Below are 21733 nucleotides of genomic sequence, written 5' to 3' on the forward strand. Positions count from 1 at the left end.
TCAGGCCGCCTTTGCCATGCCGGCGAAGCGCTTCGCCTCGACGATCTTCAGGGTCGCGCTCACGGTGCCCGTGCGGCCGTCCTCGAACTTCACCTGGGTCTCGATGAACTGCTCGGTCTTGCCGGCGTACAGCGCCTCGACCAGCACCGCGTATTTCTCGGCGATGAAGCCGCGGCGCACCTTGCGCGTGCGGGTCAGCTCGTCGTCGTCGGGATCGAGCTCCTTGTGCAGCACCAGGAAGCGCGCGATCTGCGTCTCGCCCATGCCGGCCTCGGCCGCCAGGTCGGCATTGACCTTGCCCAGGCACTCGGCGATCAGTGCCAGCACCTCGGGCTTGCCGGCCAGGTCGACGTAGCCGCCGTAGGCCAGGCCGCGGCGCTCGGCCCAGTTGCCCACGGCCTCGAAGTCGATGTTGATGAAGGCGCAGACTTCCTCGCGCGCATGGCCGAAGCACACGGCTTCCTTGATCTGCGGGAAGAACTTGAGCTTGTTCTCGATGTAGTTGGGCGCGAACATCGCGCCGCCCGCGAGCCGGCCCACGTCCTTCGCGCGATCGATGATGCGCAGGTGGCCCTCGCTGTCGAGCACGCCGGCGTCGCCGGTATGGAAGTAGCCGTTGGCATCGAGCACCTCGGCCGTGGCGTCGGGGCGCTTGTAGTACTCCTTGAGCACCGAGACGCCGCGCACCAGCACCTCGCCGTCGTCGGCGATCTTGATTTCGATGCCCGGCGCGGCCGTGCCCACGGTCTGCAGCTTGACCTTGCCGTCCTGCTGCAGGCAGACGTAGGCGCAGGTCTCGGTCTGGCCGTAGAACTGCTTGAGGTTGACGCCGATCGAGCGGTAGAAGCGGAACAGGTCGGGCCCGATCGCCGCGCCCGCGGTGTAGGCCACGCGGATGCGGCTCATGCCCAGCACGTTGCGCAGCGGCCCGTAGACCAGCAGGTTGCCCAGGCCGTACAGCAGCCGGTCGCCGGCGCCCACGGGCTGGCCGTTGAGGATGTCGGCGCCCACGCGCTGCGCGAGCGCCATGAACTTCGCATAGAGCCAGCGCTTCGGAGCGGCCGCGTCCTCCATGCGGATCGACACCGCGGTGAGCAGGCCCTCGAAGGTGCGCGGCGGGCCGAAGTAGTAGCTCGGGCCGATCTCGCGCATGTCGTTCATCACCGTGGCGGCCGACTCGGGGCAGTTGAGCGTGAAGCCGCCCACCAGCCACTGCGCCACCGAGAACAGGTGGTCGCCGACCCAGGCCATCGGCAGGTAGCTCATGATGTTGTCGCCGGGGCCGAGCCTGTCGGTCTCCACGCCGCCGCGGCCCGCCGCGATGAAGCTCGCATGCGTCTGGCACACGCCCTTGGGACGGCCGGTGGTGCCCGAGGTGTAGAGGATCACACCGACGTCGGTGGCTTCGCCGCTGGCGACCGCGGCGTCGAACACGCCGGGGTGCGCCTGGTCGTAGGCGCGGCCGAGTTCGCGCAGGCGGTCGTAGCTGATCAGGCCGGGCTGGTCGTAGTGGCGCAGGCCCTTCGGGTCGTCGTAGACGATGTGGCGGATGCCCTGGCGGCCCTCGCCGCGCGCCACGCGCTCGGCCTGCAGGTCGCGGCACTCGAGCAGCTTGTCGACCTGCTCCTGGTCCTCGACCACCACGAAGTCGATGGCCGCGTCGTCGAGCATGAACACCATCTCGTTGGCCACCGCGTCCTGGTACAGCGGCACCGGCACGCCGCGCAGGCTCTGCGCCGCGACCACCGCCATGTAGAGATGCGGGCGGTTGGCGCCGACGATCGCAAGGTTGTCGAAGGACTGGAAGCCCAGGCTCGCGAGGCCGCACGCGATCTCGCGCACTTCCTGCGCCACGGCGCGCCAGGTCCAGGTCTGCCAGATGCCGAGGTCCTTCTCCCGCACCGCGGGCGACTCGGGCTGCGCTTGCGCATGCGCAAGCAGCAGGCGGGGAAAGGTGAGGGCGTTTGTTTGCACGGTGCGCGGATCGTAGGGCCGCACTTTGACGTCCAGTTGTCGTTCCAACGACAATCCTAGGGACACTACTCCCCGGAGTTTCCCGATGCCGACCGGCAGCCCCTCGCTCAACCTCCCCCTCGCCGCGGGCAGTTCGATCAAGGACCGCGTGCGTCCGCCCAATGCCGCCGAGCTCGACGGCATCCCCTGGCTGCTCACGCTCACCGCGCCCGAGCGCCGCCGTGCCGAGGCCGCGCTGGTGGTCGGCGAGGCCGAGGTCGGCGACCTCGTGTGCCGCGTGGGGCGCTCGCCCACCTACTGGTTCGGCGTGGTCGAGGGCCTGCTCAAGATGAGCAACGACAACGCCGACGGCGGCTCGGTCACCTACACCGGCGTGCCGCCCGGCGGATGGTTCGGCGAAGGCACGGTGATGAAGCGCGAGCCCTACCGCTACAACATCCAGGCACTGCGGCGCAGCCTCGTCGCGGGCCTGCCGATCGAGAGCTTCCATTGGCTGCTCGACCATTCGATCGGCTTCAATCGCTTCGTGATGAACCAGCTCAACGAGCGCCTGGGCCAGTTCATCGCCGCGCTCGAGATCGACCGCCTCAACAACCCCGACGCGCGCGTGGCGCGCAACCTGGTCTCGCTGTTCAACCCCGTGCTCTATCCGGGCGTGGGCGAGGTCCTGCGCATCACGCAGCAGGAACTCGCCTACCTCGTGGGACTGTCGCGCCAGCGCGTGAACGAGGCGCTCAACGGGCTGTCGGCGCAGGGCCTGATCCGCGTCGAATACGGCGGCCTGCGCGTGCTCGACCTGCCGGGCCTGCGCGCGACGGCGATGACGAGCCGCAAGACCTCTTCCACTGACACCGGCCACGGAAAGAAATCATGAGCCTGCAAGACCAACTCCAGATCGTTCCCGCCGATGCCAACGTGGCCGGCTTCGTGCCACCGCCGCCGCCCGCGCCCAAGGCGGCGGAGCCGGGGGCCACGCCCGAGCAGCTGGCCGAGCGCAATGCCGCGCTGAGCGAGCGGCTCGAGGCCATGGACGAGCTGCTCGCCAAGCCGCTCAAGGACATCCTCGCCGAGCACGAGAAGGCCGGCGAGTCCGCGCTCGCGTGGGACCGCTTCGGCGCGATGTGGATGCTGTCGCAGCGCGCGATGCGGCGCGTGGCGCTGGACCTGGGCGCGCAGCTCGGCGTGAGCGAACAGGAGATCGTGGCGCGCGCGCTCGCGCATGCGAACGCGGTGCTCAACGGCGCGGACGAGAACGACCTGGGCGGCACGATCGCGCCCGCGCAGCTGGGGCACATCGCGCGGCACCGCAACTTCCTGCGCGGGCAGTTCCGCGGCGGCTGAGCGCGTGGGTCGCTAACGCTCGAGCGCCATCTGCTTGAGCTTGTTGTAGAGCGTCGAGCGGCTGATGCCGAGCAGGCGGGCCGCGAGCAGCTTGTTGCCCTTGGTCTCCTGCAGCGCGTTGAGCAGGGCCTTCTGCTCGGTTTCGTTCACGGCGGCGTGCAGGTCGTGGCGCGCCGCGGCCACCGATGCCGTCGTTGCAGGCACCGCGGCCGGCCGCGCGCCGACGTTGAGCAGCATGTGCTCGGCCCGCAGCTCCGATGCATCGCCGGCCACCACGCAGGCCCGCTCGAGCACGTTGCGCAGCTCGCGCACGTTGCCGGGCCAGCCGAACGTCGCGAGCAGCGCCAGCGCGTCGGGCGCGATGTCCTTCTCGCGCATGCCGAGCGTGGCGCAGAGTTCGGCCAGCAACAGGTCGACCAGCTCGGGCAGGTCCTCGAGCCGCTCGCGCAGCGGCGGGATCTGGATCGGCACCACGCTCAGGCGGTAATAGAGGTCGGCGCGGAACTGGCCGGTCTCGACCAGCTGCCGCAGGTCGCGGCTGGTGGCCGCGATCACGCGCAGGTCGAGCGGGATCACGGTGTTGCCGCCGATCGGCTCGATCTCGCGCTCCTGCAGCGCGCGCAGCAGCTTGACCTGGATGCGCATCGGCATGTCGCCGATCTCGTCGAGGAACAAGGTGCCCTTGTCGGCCAGCATCATCTTGCCGGTGCGGCCCTTGGGATGGGCGCCGGTGTAGGCGCCCGGCGCCGAGCCGAAGAACTCGGCTTCCATCAGCTCCTCGGGAATGGCCGCCACGTTGACGCCGATGAAGTTCTGCCGCGCGCGCCGCGAGGCCGCGTGGATGCCCTGCGCGACCAGCTCCTTGCCCGTGCCGGTCTCGCCGAGCAGCAGCACCGTCGAGTCGGTGGCCGCGACCTGCCGCGCGCTGCGCCGCACCTGCGCGGCCTGCGGGCTCGAGCCGACGAAGTGGCTGAACTCGTACTTGGTGCGGCGCAGCTGGTTGAGCTTCGAGCGCGTGCGCTCGAGCTCGCTCTGCAGCTGCTGGATGCGCGCGAGCATCGGCCGCAGCGGATCGATCTCGTCGAACAGCACGAAGCAGAAGCCGCCGATGACTTCCTGCGCGTCGTTCTTGATCGGGAAGCGCGACACCACGGCCCAGCGGTTGTTGACCTCGATCACGTCGAACGGAATCGAGCGGCCGGTCTCGACCACCTCGGGCATGCGGGTCGTCGGCACCACCGTCGAGATGTGCTGGCCGACCACCGGGCGGTCGGGCTCCAGGCCGATGAAGGTGAGGTAGCGCGCATTGGCCCAGATGACCTTGCTGTCGCGGTCGATCACGAAGGCGCCCTCGGCGAGCTGGCCGAACAGCTCGAAGAAGGACTGCAGGGCCTGGCCCCGGATGCTCGCCAGGTCGAAGGCCTGGTCTCCCTTGATCTGCAGCATGGCTGACTCCCTTGGTTCGCGGTGGCGCGCGCAGGGTCGTGACTGTAGTCGGTTCGAATCGATGTCCAGTTGTTGGACGTCGTGTGCAATGGCCTGGACAGTATTGGACATCGCCTGCACAGCGTCGCGTGCGCTCGCGGCATTCGGGTTTACGCGGAGCGCCCGAATGAGAAATGTGCGCGCCGCCACGGCCGAGATCGACGGGCACGCTTTCTGCAAAACCAGCGCCAAGGGCCGAGCGATTTCGGCGCCACAAGATGCTGGAGACAAGTTGCATGAACGAGATCAATCGACGCGTGGCCGTGGTGGGAGCGGGCCTCATGGGCGTGGGCATCGCGAGCTGCCTGGCACTCGCCGGTGAAGCGGTCGACGTGTTCGATCTCAGCGAGGCGCGGCGCGCCGAGCTGCCCGCGCTGGCGGAAAAAATCTTCGAGGAATTGATGGCCGCGGGCCGCATCGTTGAGGCCGAGCGCGACGCGGCCCGCGCGCGCATTCGCGTCGTGGCCGACCTTGCGGCGCTGGCCGATGCATCGCTCGTGTTCGAGGCCGTCGTCGAGCGGCTCGAGGTCAAGCATGCGCTCTATGCCGAGCTCGAGGCCGTGCTGCCCTCCTATGCCTTGATCGCGAGCAACACCAGCGGCTTCATGCCGGATGTGCTGTGCGAGCGCATGGCGCATCCCGAGCGCTTTCTCGTCGCGCACTTCTGGAATCCGCCGCATGTCATCCCGTTCGTCGAACTCGTTCCGGCGCGAGCCACCGTGCCCGAGGCCTGCGCGGCCCTTCGCGGCCGGCTCGAAAGCGCGGGCTTCGAGGCGGTGCTGCTGAGCAAGGCGGCGCCCGGCTTCGTCGGCAACCGGATCCAGTTCGCGGTGCTGCGCGAAGCGCTCCACCTGGTGCAAAGCGGCGTGGCCGACGCGGCCACGGTCGATGCGGTCGTGCGCGCCTGCATCGGCAAGCGCTATGCGTCCTTCGGTCCGCTCGAGACGGCCGATCTCGGCGGCCTCCACACCTTCCTCGACATCGGCGGCCACCTGATGCCGCAGCTCGAGAAGAGCGAGTCGGTGCTGAAACTGCTGCAGTCCCTGGTGGCGGCCGGCCGATGCGGCGCGACCACCGGTCACGGCTTCTACGAATGGACGGACGCGCGCAGGCAGTCGGTGCGCGAACGCCGGCGGCGCATGTTGGCGCGGTAGCGCCCACCGTATCGATCGGCGCCCGTCGCCGTGAATCCCGCAGGCCATGCACGCATGGCGATTTCTCGACTCCACCACAAAGAGAGACAAGCATGAACAGAAGCATCGAGTTTTCATTGCAACGCCGCGCGACGAGCGCCGTGCCACGCATCTCCTTCGCCGCGACGCTCGCCGCCGCGGCCTTGCTGGGCGCCTGCGGCGGGAGCGGCGATGGCGTGGCCTTCGTCCCGCAGGCGGCGGTGCCAACGCCAGCACCGGCCCCGGCACCCGCGCCGGCCGCGGCCACGCCGCTGAACTGCGAACAGATGGCGACGCTCACCGTTCCCGCATCGGCGATCGCGCTCGCCACCGGCGGCGCCAGGGTGACGGCGGCCACGCTGGTGCCCGCGGGCGGCAAGGCGCCGAAGAGCTACGGCGAGCATTGCAAGCTCAGCGCCGAGATCGCGCCGGTCGATCCCGCCGCGCCGCCGATCAAGCTGACGCTGCTGCTGCCTACCGAGTGGAACCGCAAGGCCATGATGTACGGCGGTGGCGGCTACGACGGCAGCATTCCCGCTGTCGCCGGCAACGTGCCCGCCGGTCCCGTCGACGCACTCGATCCGATCGGGCGAGGCTATGCGGTGTTCGCAAGCGACTCGGGCCACGATGCGAACACGGACGCCAAGAACCCCGGGGCCTTCGCACTCAACACGGAAGCGCTGCGCAATTTCTCGTTCGAAGCGCTCAAGAAGACGCGCGACGCGGCCGTGTTCCTGATCGAGCAGCGCTATGCCCAGCGTCCGCAACGCAGCTACTTCGCGGGCGGCTCGTCGGGCGGCCGCGAGGCGCTCGCGGTGGTGCAGAAATGGCCGACCGATTTCAACGGCGCCATCGTGCTCTACCCGGCCTTCAACGCGGCCAGCCTCGACCTGCAGTTCGGCCGCATCACGCGCGCGCTGGCCCAACCCGGTGCCTACCCCAGCCTCGCGAAGCGCGGCGCGCTGTTCGATGCGGCGATGCAGGCCTGCGATGCCATCGACGGCGTGAAGGACGGAGTGATCGGCAACCAGAACGCCTGCAACCAGCGCTTCGATCCCGTGACCGCGCTGCTCGACGGACGACCGTTGCGCTGCCCGGGCGGCGCCGACACCGCGGACGACTGCCTGTCGGATGCGCAGATCGCCGCCTTCAAGGTGATCGACACGCCGGCCGTCTTCAACTATCCGCTCGGCAGCGGAGAGAACCAGTATCCGGGCTTCAATGCCTGGGGCGCCGAGTTCGGTCGGTCCGGTGCCGATCCGAGCCAGGTGACCGTCGCCTACCTGGGCCTGGGAGCGCAGCCGCCCGCCTCGCCGATGCCCGCGTTCGCGCCCTTCCACTCGAACTTCTGGGACCAGTGGGTGCGCTTCTTCGTGACGAAGAACCCCGCCTTCGATTCGCTGACGCTCGATCCCGAGAATCCCGGCCCCTGGCAGGCACGCATCGCCGAGCTCACGGGGTTGCAGGACATCAACCAGGCCGACCTGTCGGCGTTCGCCGCAAACGGCGGCAAGCTGCTGATGGCGCATGGCACCGCCGATCAACTGGTCAGCACGCGCGCTACCGACCAGTACTTCAACCGGGTGCGCGCCACCATGGGTGCGGAGCGCGTGAAGGGCTTCATGCGCTACTACCAGATCCCGGGCTACGCGCATGCCGTCGGCACGGTGTTCAACGCCAGCTGGGATTCGCTGAGCGCGCTCGAGAACTGGGTGGAGAAGGACGCGGCACCGACCGCGCCGATCGTGACCGACGCCCCGATCGACCCCGTGACCATGACCGCGAGCGTGCCCCGCCGCACCCGGCCGCTTTGCGACTACCCGGCCTGGCCCAGGTACAAGGGCAGCGGCGACGTCGATGTGGCGGCGAGCTTCTCGTGCGTCAACGAATGAACGAGGCGCGCATGAACCAGACCACGCCGCGCGAAGAGGTCCGTCGATGAGCGGCTGCATTCTCGAAACACGCCAGCTCACCAAGGAGTTCAAGGGCTTCACTGCTGTCAGTAAGGTCGATCTCTCGGTCGTGCGCGGTTCGATCCACGCGCTCATCGGACCCAACGGCGCGGGCAAGACGACCTGCTTCAACCTGCTCACGAAGTTCCTCGAACCCACCAGCGGCACGATCCTCTTCAACGGCCAGGACATCACGGGCGAGCGCCCCGCGCAGATCGCGCGGCGCGGCATCATCCGCTCGTTCCAGATCTCGGCCGTGTTCCCGCACCTCACGCTGCTGGAGAACGTGCGCCTCGGGCTGCAGCGCAGGCTCGGCACTTCGTACCACTTCTGGAAGAGCGAGAAGTCGCTCGAGCCGCTCAACGCCCGGGCGCGCGAGCTGCTCGCGGAGGTCGGCCTGGAGGATCTCGCCGAAGAGCAGACCGTGAACCTGCCTTACGGCCGCAAGCGCGCGCTGGAGATCGCGACCACGCTCGCGATGGAGCCCGAGCTGATGCTGCTCGACGAGCCCACGCAGGGCATGGGCCATGAGGACGTGCACCGCGTGGCCGAGCTGATCAAGCGCGTGTCGGCAGGCCGCACCATCCTGATGGTCGAACACAACATGAGCGTGGTCTCGACCATCGCCGACACCATCACCGTGCTGCAGCGTGGCGCCGTGCTGGCCGAAGGCCCCTACGCGGAAGTCTCGAAGAACCCGCAGGTCATGGAGGCCTACATGGGCACCACGGACGGCCAACTGCAAGGGGCTCACTGATGACCGCCGCACTCGAGATCAAGGGCCTGCAAGCCTGGTACGGCGAATCGCATGTGCTGCATGGCGTCGACATGGTCGTGCAGCCCGGTGAGGTCGTGACGCTGCTGGGCCGCAATGGCGCGGGCCGCACCACCACGCTGCGCGCGATCATGGGCCTGACCGGCGCGCGCAAGGGCAGCATCGAGGTCAATGGCCGGGAGACGATCGCGATGCCCACGCACCGCATCGCGCACCTGGGCATCGGCTACTGCCCCGAGGAACGCGGCATCTTCGCGAGCCTGTCGTGCGAGGAGAACCTGATGCTGCCGCCGGAGCTGAAAGGCGCGGGGCAGGGCATGTCGGTCGAGGAGATCTACGCGATGTTTCCGAACCTGGCGGAGCGTCGCCACAGTCAGGGCACGCGGCTGTCGGGCGGCGAGCAGCAGATGCTGGCGGTGGCGCGCATCCTGCGCACGGGCGCCAAGCTGCTGCTGCTCGACGAGATATCCGAAGGCTTGGCGCCGGTGATCGTGCAGGCGCTCGCACGAATGATCACGACCTTGCGTTCCAAGGGCTACACCATCGTGATGGTGGAGCAGAACTTCCGCTTCGCGGCGCCGCTGGCCGATCGCTTCTATGTGATGGAGCACGGCCGCATCGCGCTGAAGTTCGGCGCCGACGAGCTCGAAGCCCGCATGCCCGTGCTCACCGAGCTGCTCGGCGTCTAGGCCGCAGGACATGAAGAACATCCGGAACGTCGTGCGCAGATCGGGGCGACCGCCGCCCCGCGAGAGCGCCGCGTTGCCGGCGCGCAGAGCCCTCGACGGCTGGCGGCTCAGGCGGCGCGACACCGGCGTTGCCCTCTCGATCTGGCCGCACATCCTGAGCGAGACCTCCGTGTCCGCCATTCCTTTTCATTCACCCAGGAGACATTCATCATGAACACCAGGCATCCCCTTCTGTCGCTCGGCTTCGGCCTGCTCGCCCTCGGAGGCCTCGGCGCGGCACAGGCGCAGGAGAAGGTCAAGATCGGCTTCATCACCGACATGTCCGGTCTCTATGCCGACCTCGAGGGCAAGAACGCCGCGATGGCGATCCAGATGGCGATCGACGACTTCGGCGGCAAGGTCAACGGCCAGCCCGTGGAGCTGCTGACGGCCGATCATCAGAACAAGGCCGACATCGCCGCGTCGAAGGCGCGCGAATGGATCGACACGCAGGGCCTGAGCATGGTGTTCAGCGGCACCAACTCCGGCACCGCGCTCGCCACCGCGAAGGTGGCCACCGAGAAGAAGCGCGTGCACTTCAACAACGGCGCCGCGTCCTCCGCGCTCACCAACGAGCAGTGCAGCCCCTACACCGTGCACTACGCCTACGACACGGTCGCGCTGGCCAAGGGAACGGGCGCGGCGGTGGTCGACCGCGGCGGCAAGAGCTGGTTCTTCCTGACGGCCGACTACGCTTTCGGCGCCGCGCTCGAGGCCGACACCACCACGGTGATCAAGGAGAAGGGCGGCACGGTGGTGGGCGGCGTCAAGCATCCGCTCAACGCCTCCGACTTCTCGTCCTTCCTGCTGCAGGCGCAGAACTCCAAGGCGCAGATCCTCGGGCTGGCCAACGCCGGCGGCGACACCATCAATTCGATCAAGGCCGCCAGGGAGTTCGGCATCAACAAGACCATGAAGACCGCCGGCCTGCTGGTGTTCATCACCGACATCCACAGCCTGGGCCTGAAGAACACCGAAGGCCTGCTGCATACCACGAGCTGGTACTGGGACCTCAACGACGACACGCGCAAGTTCGCCAACCGCTTCTTCGAGAAGACCAAGCGCATGCCGACCGACGTGCAGGCCGCCGACTACTCGGCCACGATGACCTACCTGAAGGCGGTGCAGGCGGCCAGGACCACCGACGCCGACAAGGTGATGGCGCAGCTCAAGAGCATGAAGATCGACGACTTCTACGGCAAGGGCCAGATCCGTGCCGACGGCAGCTTCATCCACGACATGTACCTGGTGGAAGCGAAGTCGCCGTCCGAGTCCAAGAAGCCCTGGGACTACCTGAAGGTGCTCAAGACGCTGCCGGGCGACCAGATCTTCACGACCAAGGCCGAGAGCAAGTGCGCGCTCTGGAAGTGATCGACCCCCGCGGGCCCGTCCGGGCCCGCGCCTGCTGAACCCCCTATGACCATTTCCCTTCCCGCCTTGTTGAGCCAGCTCCTCCTGGGGCTGGTCAACGGCTCCTTCTATGCCATCCTGAGCCTCGGGCTGGCCGTCATCTTCGGCCTGCTCAACGTCATCAACTTCGCGCACGGCGCGCTGTTCATGCTCGGCGCGGTGCTCACCTGGATGGCGATGGAATATTTCGGCATCAACTACTGGGTGATGCTGATCGCCGCGCCCATCGTCATCGGCCTGTTCGGCGTGCTGATCGAGCGGCTGCTGCTGCGCTGGATCTACAAGCTCGACCACCTCTACGGCCTGTTGCTCACGCTGGGCCTCACGCTGCTCATCGAGGGCGTGTTCCGCTCCATCTACGGCGTCTCGGGCCTGGCCTACGACGCGCCCGAGGCGCTGTCGAGCGCCACCGACCTGGGCTTCATGGTGCTGCCCAACTACCGCGCCTGGGTGGTCGTGGCCTCGCTGGTCGTGTGCATCGCCACCTGGTTCGTGATCGAGAAGACCCGCATCGGCGCCTACCTGCGCGCGGGCACCGAGAACCCGCGCCTGGTCGAGGCCTTCGGCGTCAACGTGCCGCTGATGATCACGCTGACCTATGCCTTCGGCGCGGGCCTCGCGGCCTTCGCGGGCGTGCTGGCCGCGCCGGTGATCCAGGTCTCGCCGCTGATGGGCCAGAACCTGATCATCGTGGTGTTCGCCGTCGTCGTGATCGGCGGCATGGGCTCGATCATGGGCGCCATCCTCACCGGGCTGGGGCTGGGCGTGATCGAGGGCTTCACCAAGGTCTTCTACCCCGAGGCCTCGTCCACCGTCGTGTTCGTCATCATGGTCATCGTGCTGCTGGTGCGTCCTGCCGGCCTGTTCGGCAAAGAGAAGTGAGAGCAGGCGGCATGAACATGAAAAAGATCTCCACCGTCTTCTACGGCCTGCTGCTCGTCGCGCTGGTGCTGGCGCCGTTCTTCGGCGCCTACCCGGTGTTCGTGATGAAGCTCCTGTGCTTCGCGCTGTTCGCCTCGGCCTTCAACCTGCTGCTGGGCTTCACCGGGCTCCTGTCCTTCGGCCATGCGGCCTTCCTCGGCGGCTCGGCCTACGTGGCCGGCCATGCGATCAAGGTCTGGGGCCTCACGCCCGAGCTGGGCCTGATCGCGGGCACGCTGGTGGGCGCGCTGCTGGGCTGGCTGTTCGGCGTGCTGGCCATCCGCCGCCAGGGCATCTACTTCGCGATGATCACGCTGGCGCTCGCGCAGATGATGTTCTTCGTCGCGCTGCAGGCGAGGTTCACCGGCGGCGAGGACGGCCTGCAGGGCGTGCCGCGCGGCAAGCTGTTCGGCCTCATCGACCTGAGCAACGACCTGACGATGTACTACGTCGCGCTGGCGATCGTGGCGGCTGCCTTCCTGCTGATCGTGCGCACCATCCACTCGCCGTTCGGGCAGGTGCTCAAGGGCATCAAGGAGAACGAGCCGCGCGCGCTGTCGCTGGGCTACGACGTGGCGCGCTTCAAGCTGCTGGCCTTCGTGATCTCGGCGGCGCTGTCGGGGCTGGCGGGTTCGCTCAAGACGCTGGTGCTGGGCTTCGCGACCCTGTCGGACGTGCACTGGACCGCTTCGGGCCAGGTGATCCTGATGACGCTGGTGGGTGGCCTGGGCACCCTGTCGGGGCCGCTGGTGGGCTCGGCCGTGGTGGTGCTGCTGGAGAACAAGATCGGCGAGCTGGGCAACCTGCTCGCGCGCATCACCACCATCGACTGGTTCAACACGCTGGGCGAGTCGGTGACCATGGTCACAGGCCTGATCTTCGTGATCTGCGTGCTGGCCTTCCGCAAGGGGATCATGGGCGAGGTCATCGCGTTCATCGACCGGCGCCGGGAGAAGAAGTGATGGCGCGTTGATCGCCGCCCTTCGACCTTCACCAGCAGCGAGGCATCCCACCCCAGAAGTCATCTCAACCCGGGCAACCGGACACCCAAGGAGGCATCATGAAGAAAGCACTCGAAGCAGTGTGGGCAGGCCAGCGTTCTTTCGAGAAGGCTTGGCGCCGGATGCTGGCGGCCCTGGCCGTCGGCTTGTTGACGGCATGCGGCGGTGGCGGAGACAGCAATGTGGAGGTCGATGCCGCGGCGATCGCCGCCGCCAACGCCGTGGCACCGTCCGTCACTCCGCCCGCGGTCGCACCGCCCGAGGAGCCGCCACCGACCGTGCCGTCCGAGAAGAAGACCCGATGGGCCACGACTTGGCAGTCCGCCATGTATGCCAACCGGCTGCAGAACAATGACTCGGACACGGTCCGCGTGCGCATCCGCACCAGCGTGGGCGGCGAGGGCGTCCGGGTGCGGCTGTCCAACGTGTTCGGCAGCACCACCCTGCGCGTCGATCATGCGAGCGTGGCACTGCCCGATGCCTCGCAGCCCTCCGATCCAACCGCCATCGATCCAGCCACGCGCCGGGTCCTGACCTTCGATGGCGGCAAGACGCTGGCCGAGGTGCCCGCCGGCGAGGAGCTGCTGAGCGACCCCGTGGCGATGGCGGTGCCCAAGCTCTCGGACCTGATGATCAGCCTGCACTTCCAGGGCAAGGTGCAGTACGCCGACATGCACATGAACGCCGCCGTTCCGCTGCCCGGCTTCTACGTGGTGAGGAACCGCGACGTGGCGGCCGAAGCCTCGCTGTCGGCGGTCGCGCCGGAGTACGAGACCTACAACGGCGTGTTCAACCTGAGCGAGGTCAAGGTGCTCGCGCCCGAGGCAACGCGCGTGGTCGTGGCCGTGGGCGAATCGATCACGGCCGGCTACAGCGCCGTGGGCATCCAGAGCCCGTGGCCCGCCGTGCTGTCGAAGCTGGCCAACACCAATGACGAGCCGCTCGGCGTGGGCAATGCCGGCATCAGCGGCAACGCCATGTTCAACTCGAACAACGGGCCCTCGCTGTTTGACCGCTTCCTGCGCGACGTGCTATCCCGCGACCCGACGGACATCATCATCCTCGCAGGCGACAACGACCTTTCGAAGTCCTCCGCGGCCGACATCATCGAACGCTACAAGTACTTCGTGGATCTGGCGCGCTTCCGCAAGATCAGGATCCATGGCGGCGTGAACACGCCGATCGGCGACATCGTCGGCATCGATGGCAATCTGGTGCCGACCGGCTACTACTCGGCGTCCAGCGACCTCAAGTGGCGGCAGATCAACGACTGGATCAAGACCTCGGGCTATTTCGACAGCGTCATCGATTTCGCCACCGTCGTCGGCAATCCGGATCGAGCGCCGCTGGGGATCGCGACCGCCTGCTACGACCCCAGGAGCCCCATCCACCTGAACACGCGGGGCCTCGAGGTGATGGGCACCCTGGCCTACGACGTGCTCTACGGAAAGTTGGTGCAGCCGGCCGAGCCCTGCAACGCGCTGGCGTTTCCGCCGCCGCCGAATTGAGTTCTCGGGTGGGGATGGGCGGCCGGCTGAACGAAGGCCGGGCGGAAGACCCTGGCGCTGCCGTTTCCGGGCGCTTCACTATCATCGCCCCCATGCCCACCTCCCACCTCTACCTCATCACCGGCGCATCGCGCGGCCTCGGCCGCGCCATGGCCGAACAGCTGCTGCAACCCGGCCACGTCCTGCTGTGCATCTCGCGCCGCCAGAGCCCCGAGCTCGCCGAACAGGCGAAGGCGGCCGGCGTCGAGCTCGTGCAATGGGAACAGGACCTGTCCGACCCCGTCGCCTCGGCCGCGCGCCTGCGCGAATGGCTGGCCGCGCAGGACGCGCAGCGCTTCGACGGCGTCACGCTGATCAACAACGCGGGCACGGTCGGCAATCCCGCGCCGCTCGCTTCCGCGGTCGATGGCGAGCTGTCGCAGGCGCTGCGCATCGGGCTCGAAGCGCCGCTGCTGCTGACGGCGGCCTTTCTCGGCGGCACGCGCGACTGGCGCGGCGCGCGCAAGGTGCTCAACATCTCCTCGGGCCTGGGCCGCAACGCCATGGGCAGCCAGGCGCCGTACTGCGCGGCCAAGGCCGGCATGGACCACTACTCGCGCGCGGTCGCGCTCGAGGAAGCGAACCTGCCGAACGGCGCGCGCATCGTGTCGCTGGCGCCCGGCGTGATCGACACCGACATGCAGGTGCAACTGCGTGGCGCATCGGCCGAGAACTTCCCCGACCGCACGCGCTTCGAGAAGCTCAAGAGCGAGGGCCTGCTCGACAGCCCCGCGAGCGCGGCCGCGAAGGTGCTCAAGTACCTCGCGCGCGCGGACTTCGGCGCCAAGCCGGTGGCCGACGTGCGCGATCCGGACTGAGCACCCGCGCCATGGCCACTGCCCAGGGCATCGACACCGGCGAGTACAAGCTCTTTCCCTCGCCGAGGAACCAGCACCGCATCGTCTTCACGCACCAGGTCTTCGTGCCGTATCCGTACGCGCTGATCGTGATGGACGAATTCGGCTTCCAGGGCCGCCACAGCCTGTTCGCGGCCTGCCGCCTGAGCGACGGCAAGATGGGCCAGCTCGCGGCCTTCGAGCTGGAGTCGGACGTGGCGGTGTTCAACCGCAAGTTCGTGCCGGACTGAGCCGGGCCTCGGATGACGAGAACGTAACCGGGCGGATAAGTCCGCGTTCGTTTGCGTTTCTAGTGTGTGGGCGTGGAGAGATCGACGCCCCGCGCATGGCCAGCCAGAACGGATCGCCGCCTGTCTCCACCCCCGCGCCCGACATCCAGCGCGGGGAACATCCCAAGGAGATATGCATGTCGAACACAAGAATCGCCGCGCTCGCGGCCGCCTCCGCCATCGCCGGCTTCATGCCGCTCATGGCCTCCGCCCAGCAAAGCGTGCAGCACGTCGACGCGCCTTCGCATTTCGCGGCCAATGAAACCGGGGTCAAGACCCATGCCGAACTGTCCGGCGCGGGCAAGTCGGCGGGCCAGGTCGATCGCGAGCTGGCGGCGGCGCAGGACGATCCGAAATGGAAGGACTTCCTGGCCTATGGCGCGCCGGTTCCGGTGACCAATGCCAGGCCGAAGACCCGCGCCGAAGTGACGGCCGAGCTGGAGCGCGCGCAGCGGCACCCCGGCTGGGACCGGGCGTCGCGCTCGGGCGCATCGCTGGTGCTGCCCGCCGCGCCGATGCCCGTGTCGGCGCGTTGAAGAAGCGCCGTCCACCAACGAAAAGAGGGCGCAGCGCGCCCTCCTTCTTCGTTCGCGGGCGGTTGCGCGCTTACTCGATGGTCGCGCCCGAGGCCTGCACGATGCCCTTCCACTTCTCGTAGTCGGTCTTGAGCAGCGCGCCGAACTGCTCGGGCGTCATGCTCTGCGGCTCGGCGCCCTGCGCGATGATCGCGGCCTGCATCTCGGGCGTGGCCAGCAGCTTGTTGACCTCGGCGTTCAGGGTGGCGATCACGTCCTTGGGCGTCTTGGCCGGCACGAACAGGCCATACCAGGTGCTCACGTCGAAGCCCTTGTAGCCGAGCTCGGCCACGGTGGGCGTGTCGGGCAGCGAGCTGCTGCGCTTGGCCGAGGTCACGGCCAGCGGGCGCAGCTTGCCGGCCTTGATCTGGGCCATGGCCGAGGGCACCGACGACACCATCAGGTCGACGTTGCCCGCGAGCACGTCCATCATGGCCGCGTTCGAGCCCTTGTAGGGCACGTGGCGCATCTTGATCTTGGCCGCGCCGTTGAAGATCTCGCCGGCCAGGTGGATGGTGGTGCCGTTGCCGGGCGAGCCGTAGGTGATGGTGTCGGGCGCGGCGCGCGCGGCCTTCACCACGTCGTCGAGCGACTTGTACTTGGAGTTGGCCTGCGTGACGATCACCACGGGCGTGAAGGCCACGTGGGCCACCGCGGTCAGGTCCTTGGTCGGCTCGTAGCTGAGGTTCTTGTAGAGCCAGGGCGCGACGACCATGTTGTCCTTCTGGCCCATCACGATGTCGTAGCCCGTGGGCGCGGCACGCGCGGCCTCGGCGATGCCGATGGTGCCGCCGGCGCCCGCGCGGTTGTCGGGCACCACGGTCCAGTGGTTGGTCTCGGTGAGCTTCTGGGCCACCAGGCGCGCCAGGATGTCGGTGCCGCCGCCGGGCGGGAAGGGCACGATCATGCGGATCGGCTTGGCGGGATAGGTCTGGGCCTGGGCGGTGGAGGCGGCGCCGAAGGCCAGCGGAAGTGCCAGCGCGAGGGCCAGCGGGCGGATGAGTTGTCGGATCATGGGTTTGTCTCTGTATCTGGACGGATCGGGTTGCAGCCTGGAAGCCATCGCATCGCTGCACCAGGGTGCAGTGTGCCGGAACGACCCCGAACGGGATTTCGCGGTTCGCGATGGCCGTCTTCTCCAGGCGTGGCGGCGTCCCCCGATTTTGCACTCCCTGCACTCCCTTAGTGCGCCTCGCGCCGTCCCTTGTCCCTTTGGCGCCGCTGTCGGCACCACGGCCGTGCCGCCAACGCGATTTCGGCTGGCATGGAACTTGTGTGTTCTAAGCAAGTGACTTGCATGAATGCAAGTTGCTTGCTGAATCTCTACGCACCTGCTTCAATCCACACCCGAGGGCCCCGCTCATGCTGTTCCATCGCGCAATCGCCGGCGTTCTTTCCCTGTTCCTGCTCGGTGCCGCGCACGGCGCCGACATGCTGGAGACGGTGAAGAACAAGAAAGAAATCGTCATCGGTACCGAGGCGCAGTTCGCGCCCTTCGAATACCTGCAGGACGGCAAGATCGTGGGCTACGGCCCCGACCTGATGCGCCTGATCCTGGCCGACCTGCCCGAGGTCAAGGTCAAGCAGTTCGACGTGCCGTTCCAGGGCATCCTGCCGGGCCTGGCGACCCGGCGCTTCGACTTCGTCGTGACCTCGGTCACGCTCACCAAGGAGCGCGCCGACAAGTTCGCGTTCACCGTGCCGATCGCCGACGCCACGACGGCGCTGGTCAAGCGCAAGGACGACGCCGCGCTCACCGACCCCGCGGGCATCGCGGGCAAGACGGTGGGCTCGCAGGCCGGCTCGGCCCAGCTGCGCGCGCTGCAGGACTATGCGAAGAAGCTGCAGGCCGAGGGCAAGCCGGCGGTCACCATCCGCGAGTACGTGAGCTTCGACGAGGCCTATGCCGACCTGGCCGCCGGCCGGCTGGTGGCGGTGGCGCAGTCGCTCTCCAACCTGGCGACGCTGGTGAAGACGCGCGGCGACATCTACGCGGTGATGCCCGCGCCCATCGGCCCCAAGACCTACTTCGGCTGGGTCGGCCGCAAGGACGCCGACAGCGCGCCGCTGGTCAAGTTCTTCAGCGACGGCATCGCGCGTGCGCAGAAGAGCGGCCAGCTCAAGGAGCTGCAGATGAAGTGGTTCGGCTTCGCGATGGAGGTGCCCACCGACGCGGTGCCGGCGCCGCAGATGTGAGCGGGCCTGCTCCACACGACGCCTCCTGACTCCGCACCACCGCGCTCCCAATGAACGCAACCACCCTTCTCGAGCGGCTGGCCGCCTACCTGCCCGTGCTGCTGCAGGGCGCCGTCACCACGCTGAGCGTGGCGGTCGCCGCCATCCTGCTGGGCTTCGCCTGGGGCGCGGTGCTGCTGGGCCTGTCGCTGCGGCGCGGCGGCCGGGGCCTGCTGCCGGCCGCGGTGCGCACCTACCTGAGCTTCTTTCGCGGCACGCCGCTGCTGGTGCAGCTGCTCATGCTCTTCTACCTGCCCAGCGCCTACGGCCTCGACCTGCCGCCGCTGCTGGTGGCCATCGTCGCGCTGGGCCTGAACTCCGCCGCGTTCCAGTGCGAGATCCTGCGCGCCGGGCTGGTGGCGGTGCCGGCCGGGCAGATCGAGGCCGCGGCCTCGTTCGGCATGCCGCCCGCGCGCATCTTCCGCCACGTGCAGCTGCCGCAGCTCGCGCGGGCCGTGTGGCCGGCCGTGGTGTCGGAGGGCGTCGACGTGGTGAAGAGTTCGGCCATCGTCTCGGTGATCTCGGTGGCCGACCTGGCGCGCGGCGGGCGGCAGATCGTGGCGGCCAACTTCAGGCCGCTCGAGGTCTATGTCTCGGTGGGCCTGTGCTACCTGCTGATGACCGGCGCGGTGCTGTGGCTCGGCCACTGGCTGCGCGGCCGGATGGAGCGGCCATGATCGACACGGCGCTGCTGGGCCAGCTGCTGCCCGCGTTCGGCGCGGCCGCGCTGCGCACCGTGCTGCTCACGCTGACGGGCCTGGCGGGCGGCCTGGTCGTGGGCTTCGCCTTCCACGCGCTGCGCGAAACCGGCTGGCGCGCGGCGCGCTGGCTCTACACCGCCTACACCGCGGTGTGGCGCGGCGTGCCGTTCCTGATCCACCTGTTCATCGTCTACTTCGGCCTGCCGAGCGCGGGCCTGTCGCTCGATCCCTTCGCCGCCGCCGGCCTCACGCTCGCGGTCTACGGCGGCGCCTACTTCGCCGAGATCTTCCGCGCCTGCTGGCAGAGCATTCCGCGCGGCCAGATCGAGGCCGCGCGCTGCATGGGCCTGTCCTCGCGCCAGATCTTCGCCACCATCGAATGCCCGCAGGCCCTGCGCGCCAGCCTGCCGCTGATCGCGAGCCAGACCATCCTGCTGATGAAGGAGTCCGCGCTGGCTTCGGTCATCACCTATCCCGAACTGACGATGACCGCCGGCAAGGTGGTGTCGGAGCAGTTCGTCTACGTCGAGCCCTACCTGCTGCTGGCGCTGAGCTACTGGGGCCTGTCGCTGCTCGTCAACCGCGCGGCCGGCACGCTGCGCGCCTGGGCCGCCCTTCGAGAAACCTCCCGTCCATGAATGCTCCCGTGACCGTTCCCATCGTCTCCCTGCGCGGCGTCGGCAAGTCCTTCGGCCCGCAGCGCGTGCTGTCGGACATCGACCTGGACATCCGCAAGGGCGAGGTCCTGTCGCTGATCGGCCCCTCGGGCTCGGGCAAGACCACGCTGCTGCGCTGCATGAACTTTCTCGAGGCCTACGACGAGGGCGAGGTCCGCATCCGCGGCGCGCTGCTCGGCTACCGCCGCAGCGCGGCCGGCGCGTTGGTCCGCGAGAGCGAGCGCGTCGTCGCCGAGGTGCGCGCGCCGGTGGCCATGGTGTTCCAGCAGTTCAACCTGTGGCCGCACATGACGGTGCTGGCCAACGTGATGGCGCCGCTCACGCTGGCCAAGGGGCTGCGCGCGGACCAGGCCCGTGCCGTGGCCGGCGAGGCGCTGGCGCGCGTGGGCATGTCGGCCAAGGCCGATGCGCGGCCGCCCCAGCTCAGCGGCGGCCAGCAGCAGCGCGTGGGCATCGCGCGCGCGCTCGCGGTCGGGCCCGAGGTGATGCTGCTCGACGAGCCGACCTCCGCGCTCGATCCCGAGCTGGTCGACGAGGTGCTCGAGGTGATCAAGTCGTTGTCGCGCGGCGGCATGACCATGATCATGGTCACGCACGAGATGAGCTTCGCGGCCGAGGTGTCGGACCGGATCGTGTTCATGGAGAAGGGCCGCATCGTGACGATCGGCACGCCGCGCGAGGTGATCCACGCGCCGGCCCATCCGCGCATCCAGGCCTTCCTGCAGCCGTGGATCCGCCGCAGCCTCGGCCATCCCGCGGCGGGAGCGCTCGCATGAACGCGCTCGACGAGATGCGGGACGCGGCCCTGGCGGGCGACGTGGCGCGCGCGGTCGGCACCGCGAGCCTCGAGGCCCGGCTGCGTGGCCTGGCGGCGCATGGTGCCGCGGGTGCATGCACCGGCGGCGGCGTGGCGCGCCAGGCGCTGTGCGCGCACGAGCTGGCCGCGCGGCGGTGGCTGGTGCAGCCGTTCGCGCGCCGGCCCGGCTACCGCGTCGGCATCGACGCCGCCGCCAACGTGTTCGTCCGGCGCGACGGGCAGGACCCGACGCTGTCGCCAGCCATGACCGGCAGCCACATCGACACCCAGCCCCTGGGCGGCTGGCTCGACGGCGCCTTCGGCGTCGCGGCGGGCCTGGAGGTGTTCGATGCGCTCGACCGTCTCGGCCTGCGCACCCGCCGGCCGATCGACGTCGCCATGTGGACCAACGAGGAGGGCTCGCGCTTCGCGCCCGGGCTGATGGGCTCGGTCGCCTTCACCGCGCCGCAGCGGCTCGAGGCCTTCCTCGGCGTGCGCGACGGCGACGGCCTGCGCTTCGAGGCCGCGCGCGATGCCGCCGTGGACGACCTGCGCGCGGAAGCACTGCGCCAGGGTTGGAACTGGATGGACACACCGCTCGCGCGCCCGGTGCATGGCTACATCGAGGCGCACATCGAACAGGGTCCGGTGCTGGAGGCCGAGGGCCTGCAGGTCGGCTGCGTGAGCGCGATCCAGGGTGTGCGCTGGTTCCGCATCACCGTGCCGGGGCGCAGCGCGCACGCGGGCACCACGCCGCTGGCCGCGCGCGACGATGCGCAGGCCAAGGCCGTGCGCATGGCCCATGCGCTGCTCGAACATGCGGCGCGGTGCGGCGACGACCGGCTGCGCCTCACCATCGGCCGCTGGGAGTGCAGCCCCGGGTCGATCAACACCATTGCCGAACGCGTCGTCTTCACCGTCGATGCGCGCCATCCCGAGGCCGCCGCGCTCGACGCGGTGCGCGCGCTCGTCGACGCGGCGCTGCCGGCCGGCGGCCAGATCGAGGTGCTGCAGGACAAGCCCACCGTGCGCTTCGACGCCGCGCTCGCGGGCCTGGCGCGCGCGGCCTGCGCCGCGCTGCGGCTGAGCCACCGCGAGATGCTCTCGGGCGCCTTCCACGACGCCATGCCGCTGGCCGGCTTCTGCCCCAGCGCGATGCTGTTCGCGCCCAGCCGCGGCGGCGTGAGCCACCACCCCGACGAAGACACCCCCATCGACGACCTCGCGGCCTGCACGCGCGCCCTGGCCTGGTGCCTCGCGCGGCTGGCCGGGCCGCTCGTTTCCTCCACCCCTCCCGAAGCATCAAAGGACTAGCCA

21 protein-coding genes are annotated in these 21733 nt (G+C 68.9%); 18 read left to right on the top strand and 3 right to left on the bottom strand.

Annotation, left to right across the window (positions count from 1 at the left end):
• Positions 1-1974 carry an AMP-binding protein gene (locus tag INQ48_01960; GenBank protein QRF58058.1) on the bottom strand — a complete coding sequence of 658 codons (1974 nt, stop codon included), beginning with the start codon at positions 1972-1974 and terminating at the stop codon, positions 1-3.
• Between the two features lie 85 nt (positions 1975-2059).
• Here INQ48_01960 and INQ48_01965 point away from each other — a divergent pair, with 85 nt between their 5' ends.
• Both INQ48_01965 and INQ48_01970 read left to right on the top strand, forming a co-directional pair.
• On the top strand, positions 2060-2848 hold the full coding sequence (locus tag INQ48_01965) for a Crp/Fnr family transcriptional regulator (GenBank protein ID QRF58059.1): 789 nt from the start codon (positions 2060-2062) through the stop codon (positions 2846-2848).
• Positions 2845-3315, top strand: a complete 471-nt coding sequence (locus INQ48_01970; GenBank protein QRF58060.1) for a hypothetical protein — start codon at positions 2845-2847, stop codon at positions 3313-3315. The genes INQ48_01965 and INQ48_01970 overlap by 4 nt, the downstream gene beginning before the upstream one ends.
• A 12-nt stretch (positions 3316-3327) precedes the next feature.
• Here the strand turns inward: INQ48_01970 and INQ48_01975 are convergent, their stop codons facing one another.
• On the bottom strand, positions 3328-4761 hold the full coding sequence (locus tag INQ48_01975) for a sigma 54-interacting transcriptional regulator (protein QRF58061.1): 1434 nt from the start codon (positions 4759-4761) through the stop codon (positions 3328-3330).
• 275 nt (positions 4762-5036) lie between these two features.
• Between INQ48_01975 and INQ48_01980 the strand changes: the two genes are divergently transcribed.
• The 11 genes from INQ48_01980 (at position 5037) to INQ48_02030 (ending at position 15968) form a co-directional block, all read left to right on the top strand.
• The gene (locus tag INQ48_01980; protein QRF58062.1) at positions 5037-5954 is read left to right on the top strand and encodes a 3-hydroxyacyl-CoA dehydrogenase family protein; all 918 of its coding nucleotides are present in this window, start codon (positions 5037-5039) and stop codon (positions 5952-5954) included.
• A gap of 92 nt (positions 5955-6046) precedes the next feature.
• Positions 6047-7864 (top strand): tannase/feruloyl esterase family alpha/beta hydrolase, encoded by a 1818-nt coding sequence (locus INQ48_01985; GenBank protein ID QRF58063.1) that lies wholly within the window; start codon positions 6047-6049, stop codon positions 7862-7864.
• Between the two features lie 46 nt (positions 7865-7910).
• Positions 7911-8681, top strand: coding sequence for an ABC transporter ATP-binding protein (locus tag INQ48_01990; protein ID QRF58064.1), 771 nt, complete (start codon positions 7911-7913; stop codon positions 8679-8681).
• The gene (locus INQ48_01995; protein QRF58065.1) at positions 8681-9388 is read left to right on the top strand and encodes an ABC transporter ATP-binding protein; all 708 of its coding nucleotides are present in this window, start codon (positions 8681-8683) and stop codon (positions 9386-9388) included. The genes INQ48_01990 and INQ48_01995 overlap by 1 nt, the downstream gene beginning before the upstream one ends.
• Before the next feature lie 210 nt (positions 9389-9598).
• Positions 9599-10798 (top strand): ABC transporter substrate-binding protein, encoded by a 1200-nt coding sequence (locus INQ48_02000; protein ID QRF58066.1) that lies wholly within the window; start codon positions 9599-9601, stop codon positions 10796-10798.
• A gap of 45 nt (positions 10799-10843) precedes the next feature.
• The gene (locus INQ48_02005; GenBank protein QRF58067.1) at positions 10844-11719 is read left to right on the top strand and encodes a branched-chain amino acid ABC transporter permease; all 876 of its coding nucleotides are present in this window, start codon (positions 10844-10846) and stop codon (positions 11717-11719) included.
• 11 nt (positions 11720-11730) lie between these two features.
• The gene (locus tag INQ48_02010) at positions 11731-12720 is read left to right on the top strand and encodes a branched-chain amino acid ABC transporter permease (protein ID QRF58068.1); all 990 of its coding nucleotides are present in this window, start codon (positions 11731-11733) and stop codon (positions 12718-12720) included.
• A gap of 98 nt (positions 12721-12818) precedes the next feature.
• Positions 12819-14267, top strand: a complete 1449-nt coding sequence (locus tag INQ48_02015) for a hypothetical protein (GenBank protein QRF58069.1) — start codon at positions 12819-12821, stop codon at positions 14265-14267.
• A gap of 92 nt (positions 14268-14359) precedes the next feature.
• Complete coding sequence (locus INQ48_02020) at positions 14360-15124, top strand: SDR family NAD(P)-dependent oxidoreductase (GenBank protein ID QRF58070.1); 765 nt, start codon at positions 14360-14362, stop codon at positions 15122-15124.
• An 11-nt stretch (positions 15125-15135) separates the two neighbouring features.
• A complete protein-coding gene (locus INQ48_02025) occupies positions 15136-15393 on the top strand; it encodes a hypothetical protein (GenBank protein QRF58071.1) in 258 nt (85 codons plus the stop codon).
• A gap of 95 nt (positions 15394-15488) precedes the next feature.
• Positions 15489-15968: a hypothetical protein gene (locus INQ48_02030; GenBank protein ID QRF58072.1), complete on the top strand. Its 480-nt coding sequence runs from the start codon at positions 15489-15491 to the stop codon at positions 15966-15968.
• 70 nt (positions 15969-16038) lie between these two features.
• On the opposite strand, the gene INQ48_02035 is transcribed toward INQ48_02030, so the two are convergent.
• The gene (locus tag INQ48_02035) at positions 16039-17022 is read right to left on the bottom strand and encodes a tripartite tricarboxylate transporter substrate binding protein (protein ID QRF58073.1); all 984 of its coding nucleotides are present in this window, start codon (positions 17020-17022) and stop codon (positions 16039-16041) included.
• A gap of 347 nt (positions 17023-17369) precedes the next feature.
• Here INQ48_02035 and INQ48_02040 point away from each other — a divergent pair, with 347 nt between their 5' ends.
• Genes INQ48_02040 through INQ48_02060 form a run of 5 tightly spaced genes read left to right on the top strand, consistent with a single transcriptional unit; the run spans position 17370 to position 21730 of the window.
• Complete coding sequence (locus tag INQ48_02040; GenBank protein QRF58074.1) at positions 17370-18203, top strand: transporter substrate-binding domain-containing protein; 834 nt, start codon at positions 17370-17372, stop codon at positions 18201-18203.
• Between the two features lie 50 nt (positions 18204-18253).
• A complete protein-coding gene (locus INQ48_02045) occupies positions 18254-18919 on the top strand; it encodes an amino acid ABC transporter permease (GenBank protein QRF58075.1) in 666 nt (221 codons plus the stop codon).
• Positions 18916-19581: an amino acid ABC transporter permease gene (locus INQ48_02050; GenBank protein QRF58076.1), complete on the top strand. Its 666-nt coding sequence runs from the start codon at positions 18916-18918 to the stop codon at positions 19579-19581. Before INQ48_02045 ends, INQ48_02050 begins: the two co-directional genes overlap by 4 nt.
• Before the next feature lie 20 nt (positions 19582-19601).
• Complete coding sequence (locus tag INQ48_02055; GenBank protein ID QRF60573.1) at positions 19602-20396, top strand: amino acid ABC transporter ATP-binding protein; 795 nt, start codon at positions 19602-19604, stop codon at positions 20394-20396.
• Positions 20393-21730, top strand: coding sequence for a M20 family metallo-hydrolase (locus INQ48_02060; protein QRF58077.1), 1338 nt, complete (start codon positions 20393-20395; stop codon positions 21728-21730). Before INQ48_02055 ends, INQ48_02060 begins: the two co-directional genes overlap by 4 nt.
• Positions 21731-21733: the final 3 nt, after the last annotated feature.

This window comes from Variovorax paradoxus (assembly GCA_016806145.1).
GTDB lineage: Bacteria > Pseudomonadota > Gammaproteobacteria > Burkholderiales > Burkholderiaceae_C > Variovorax.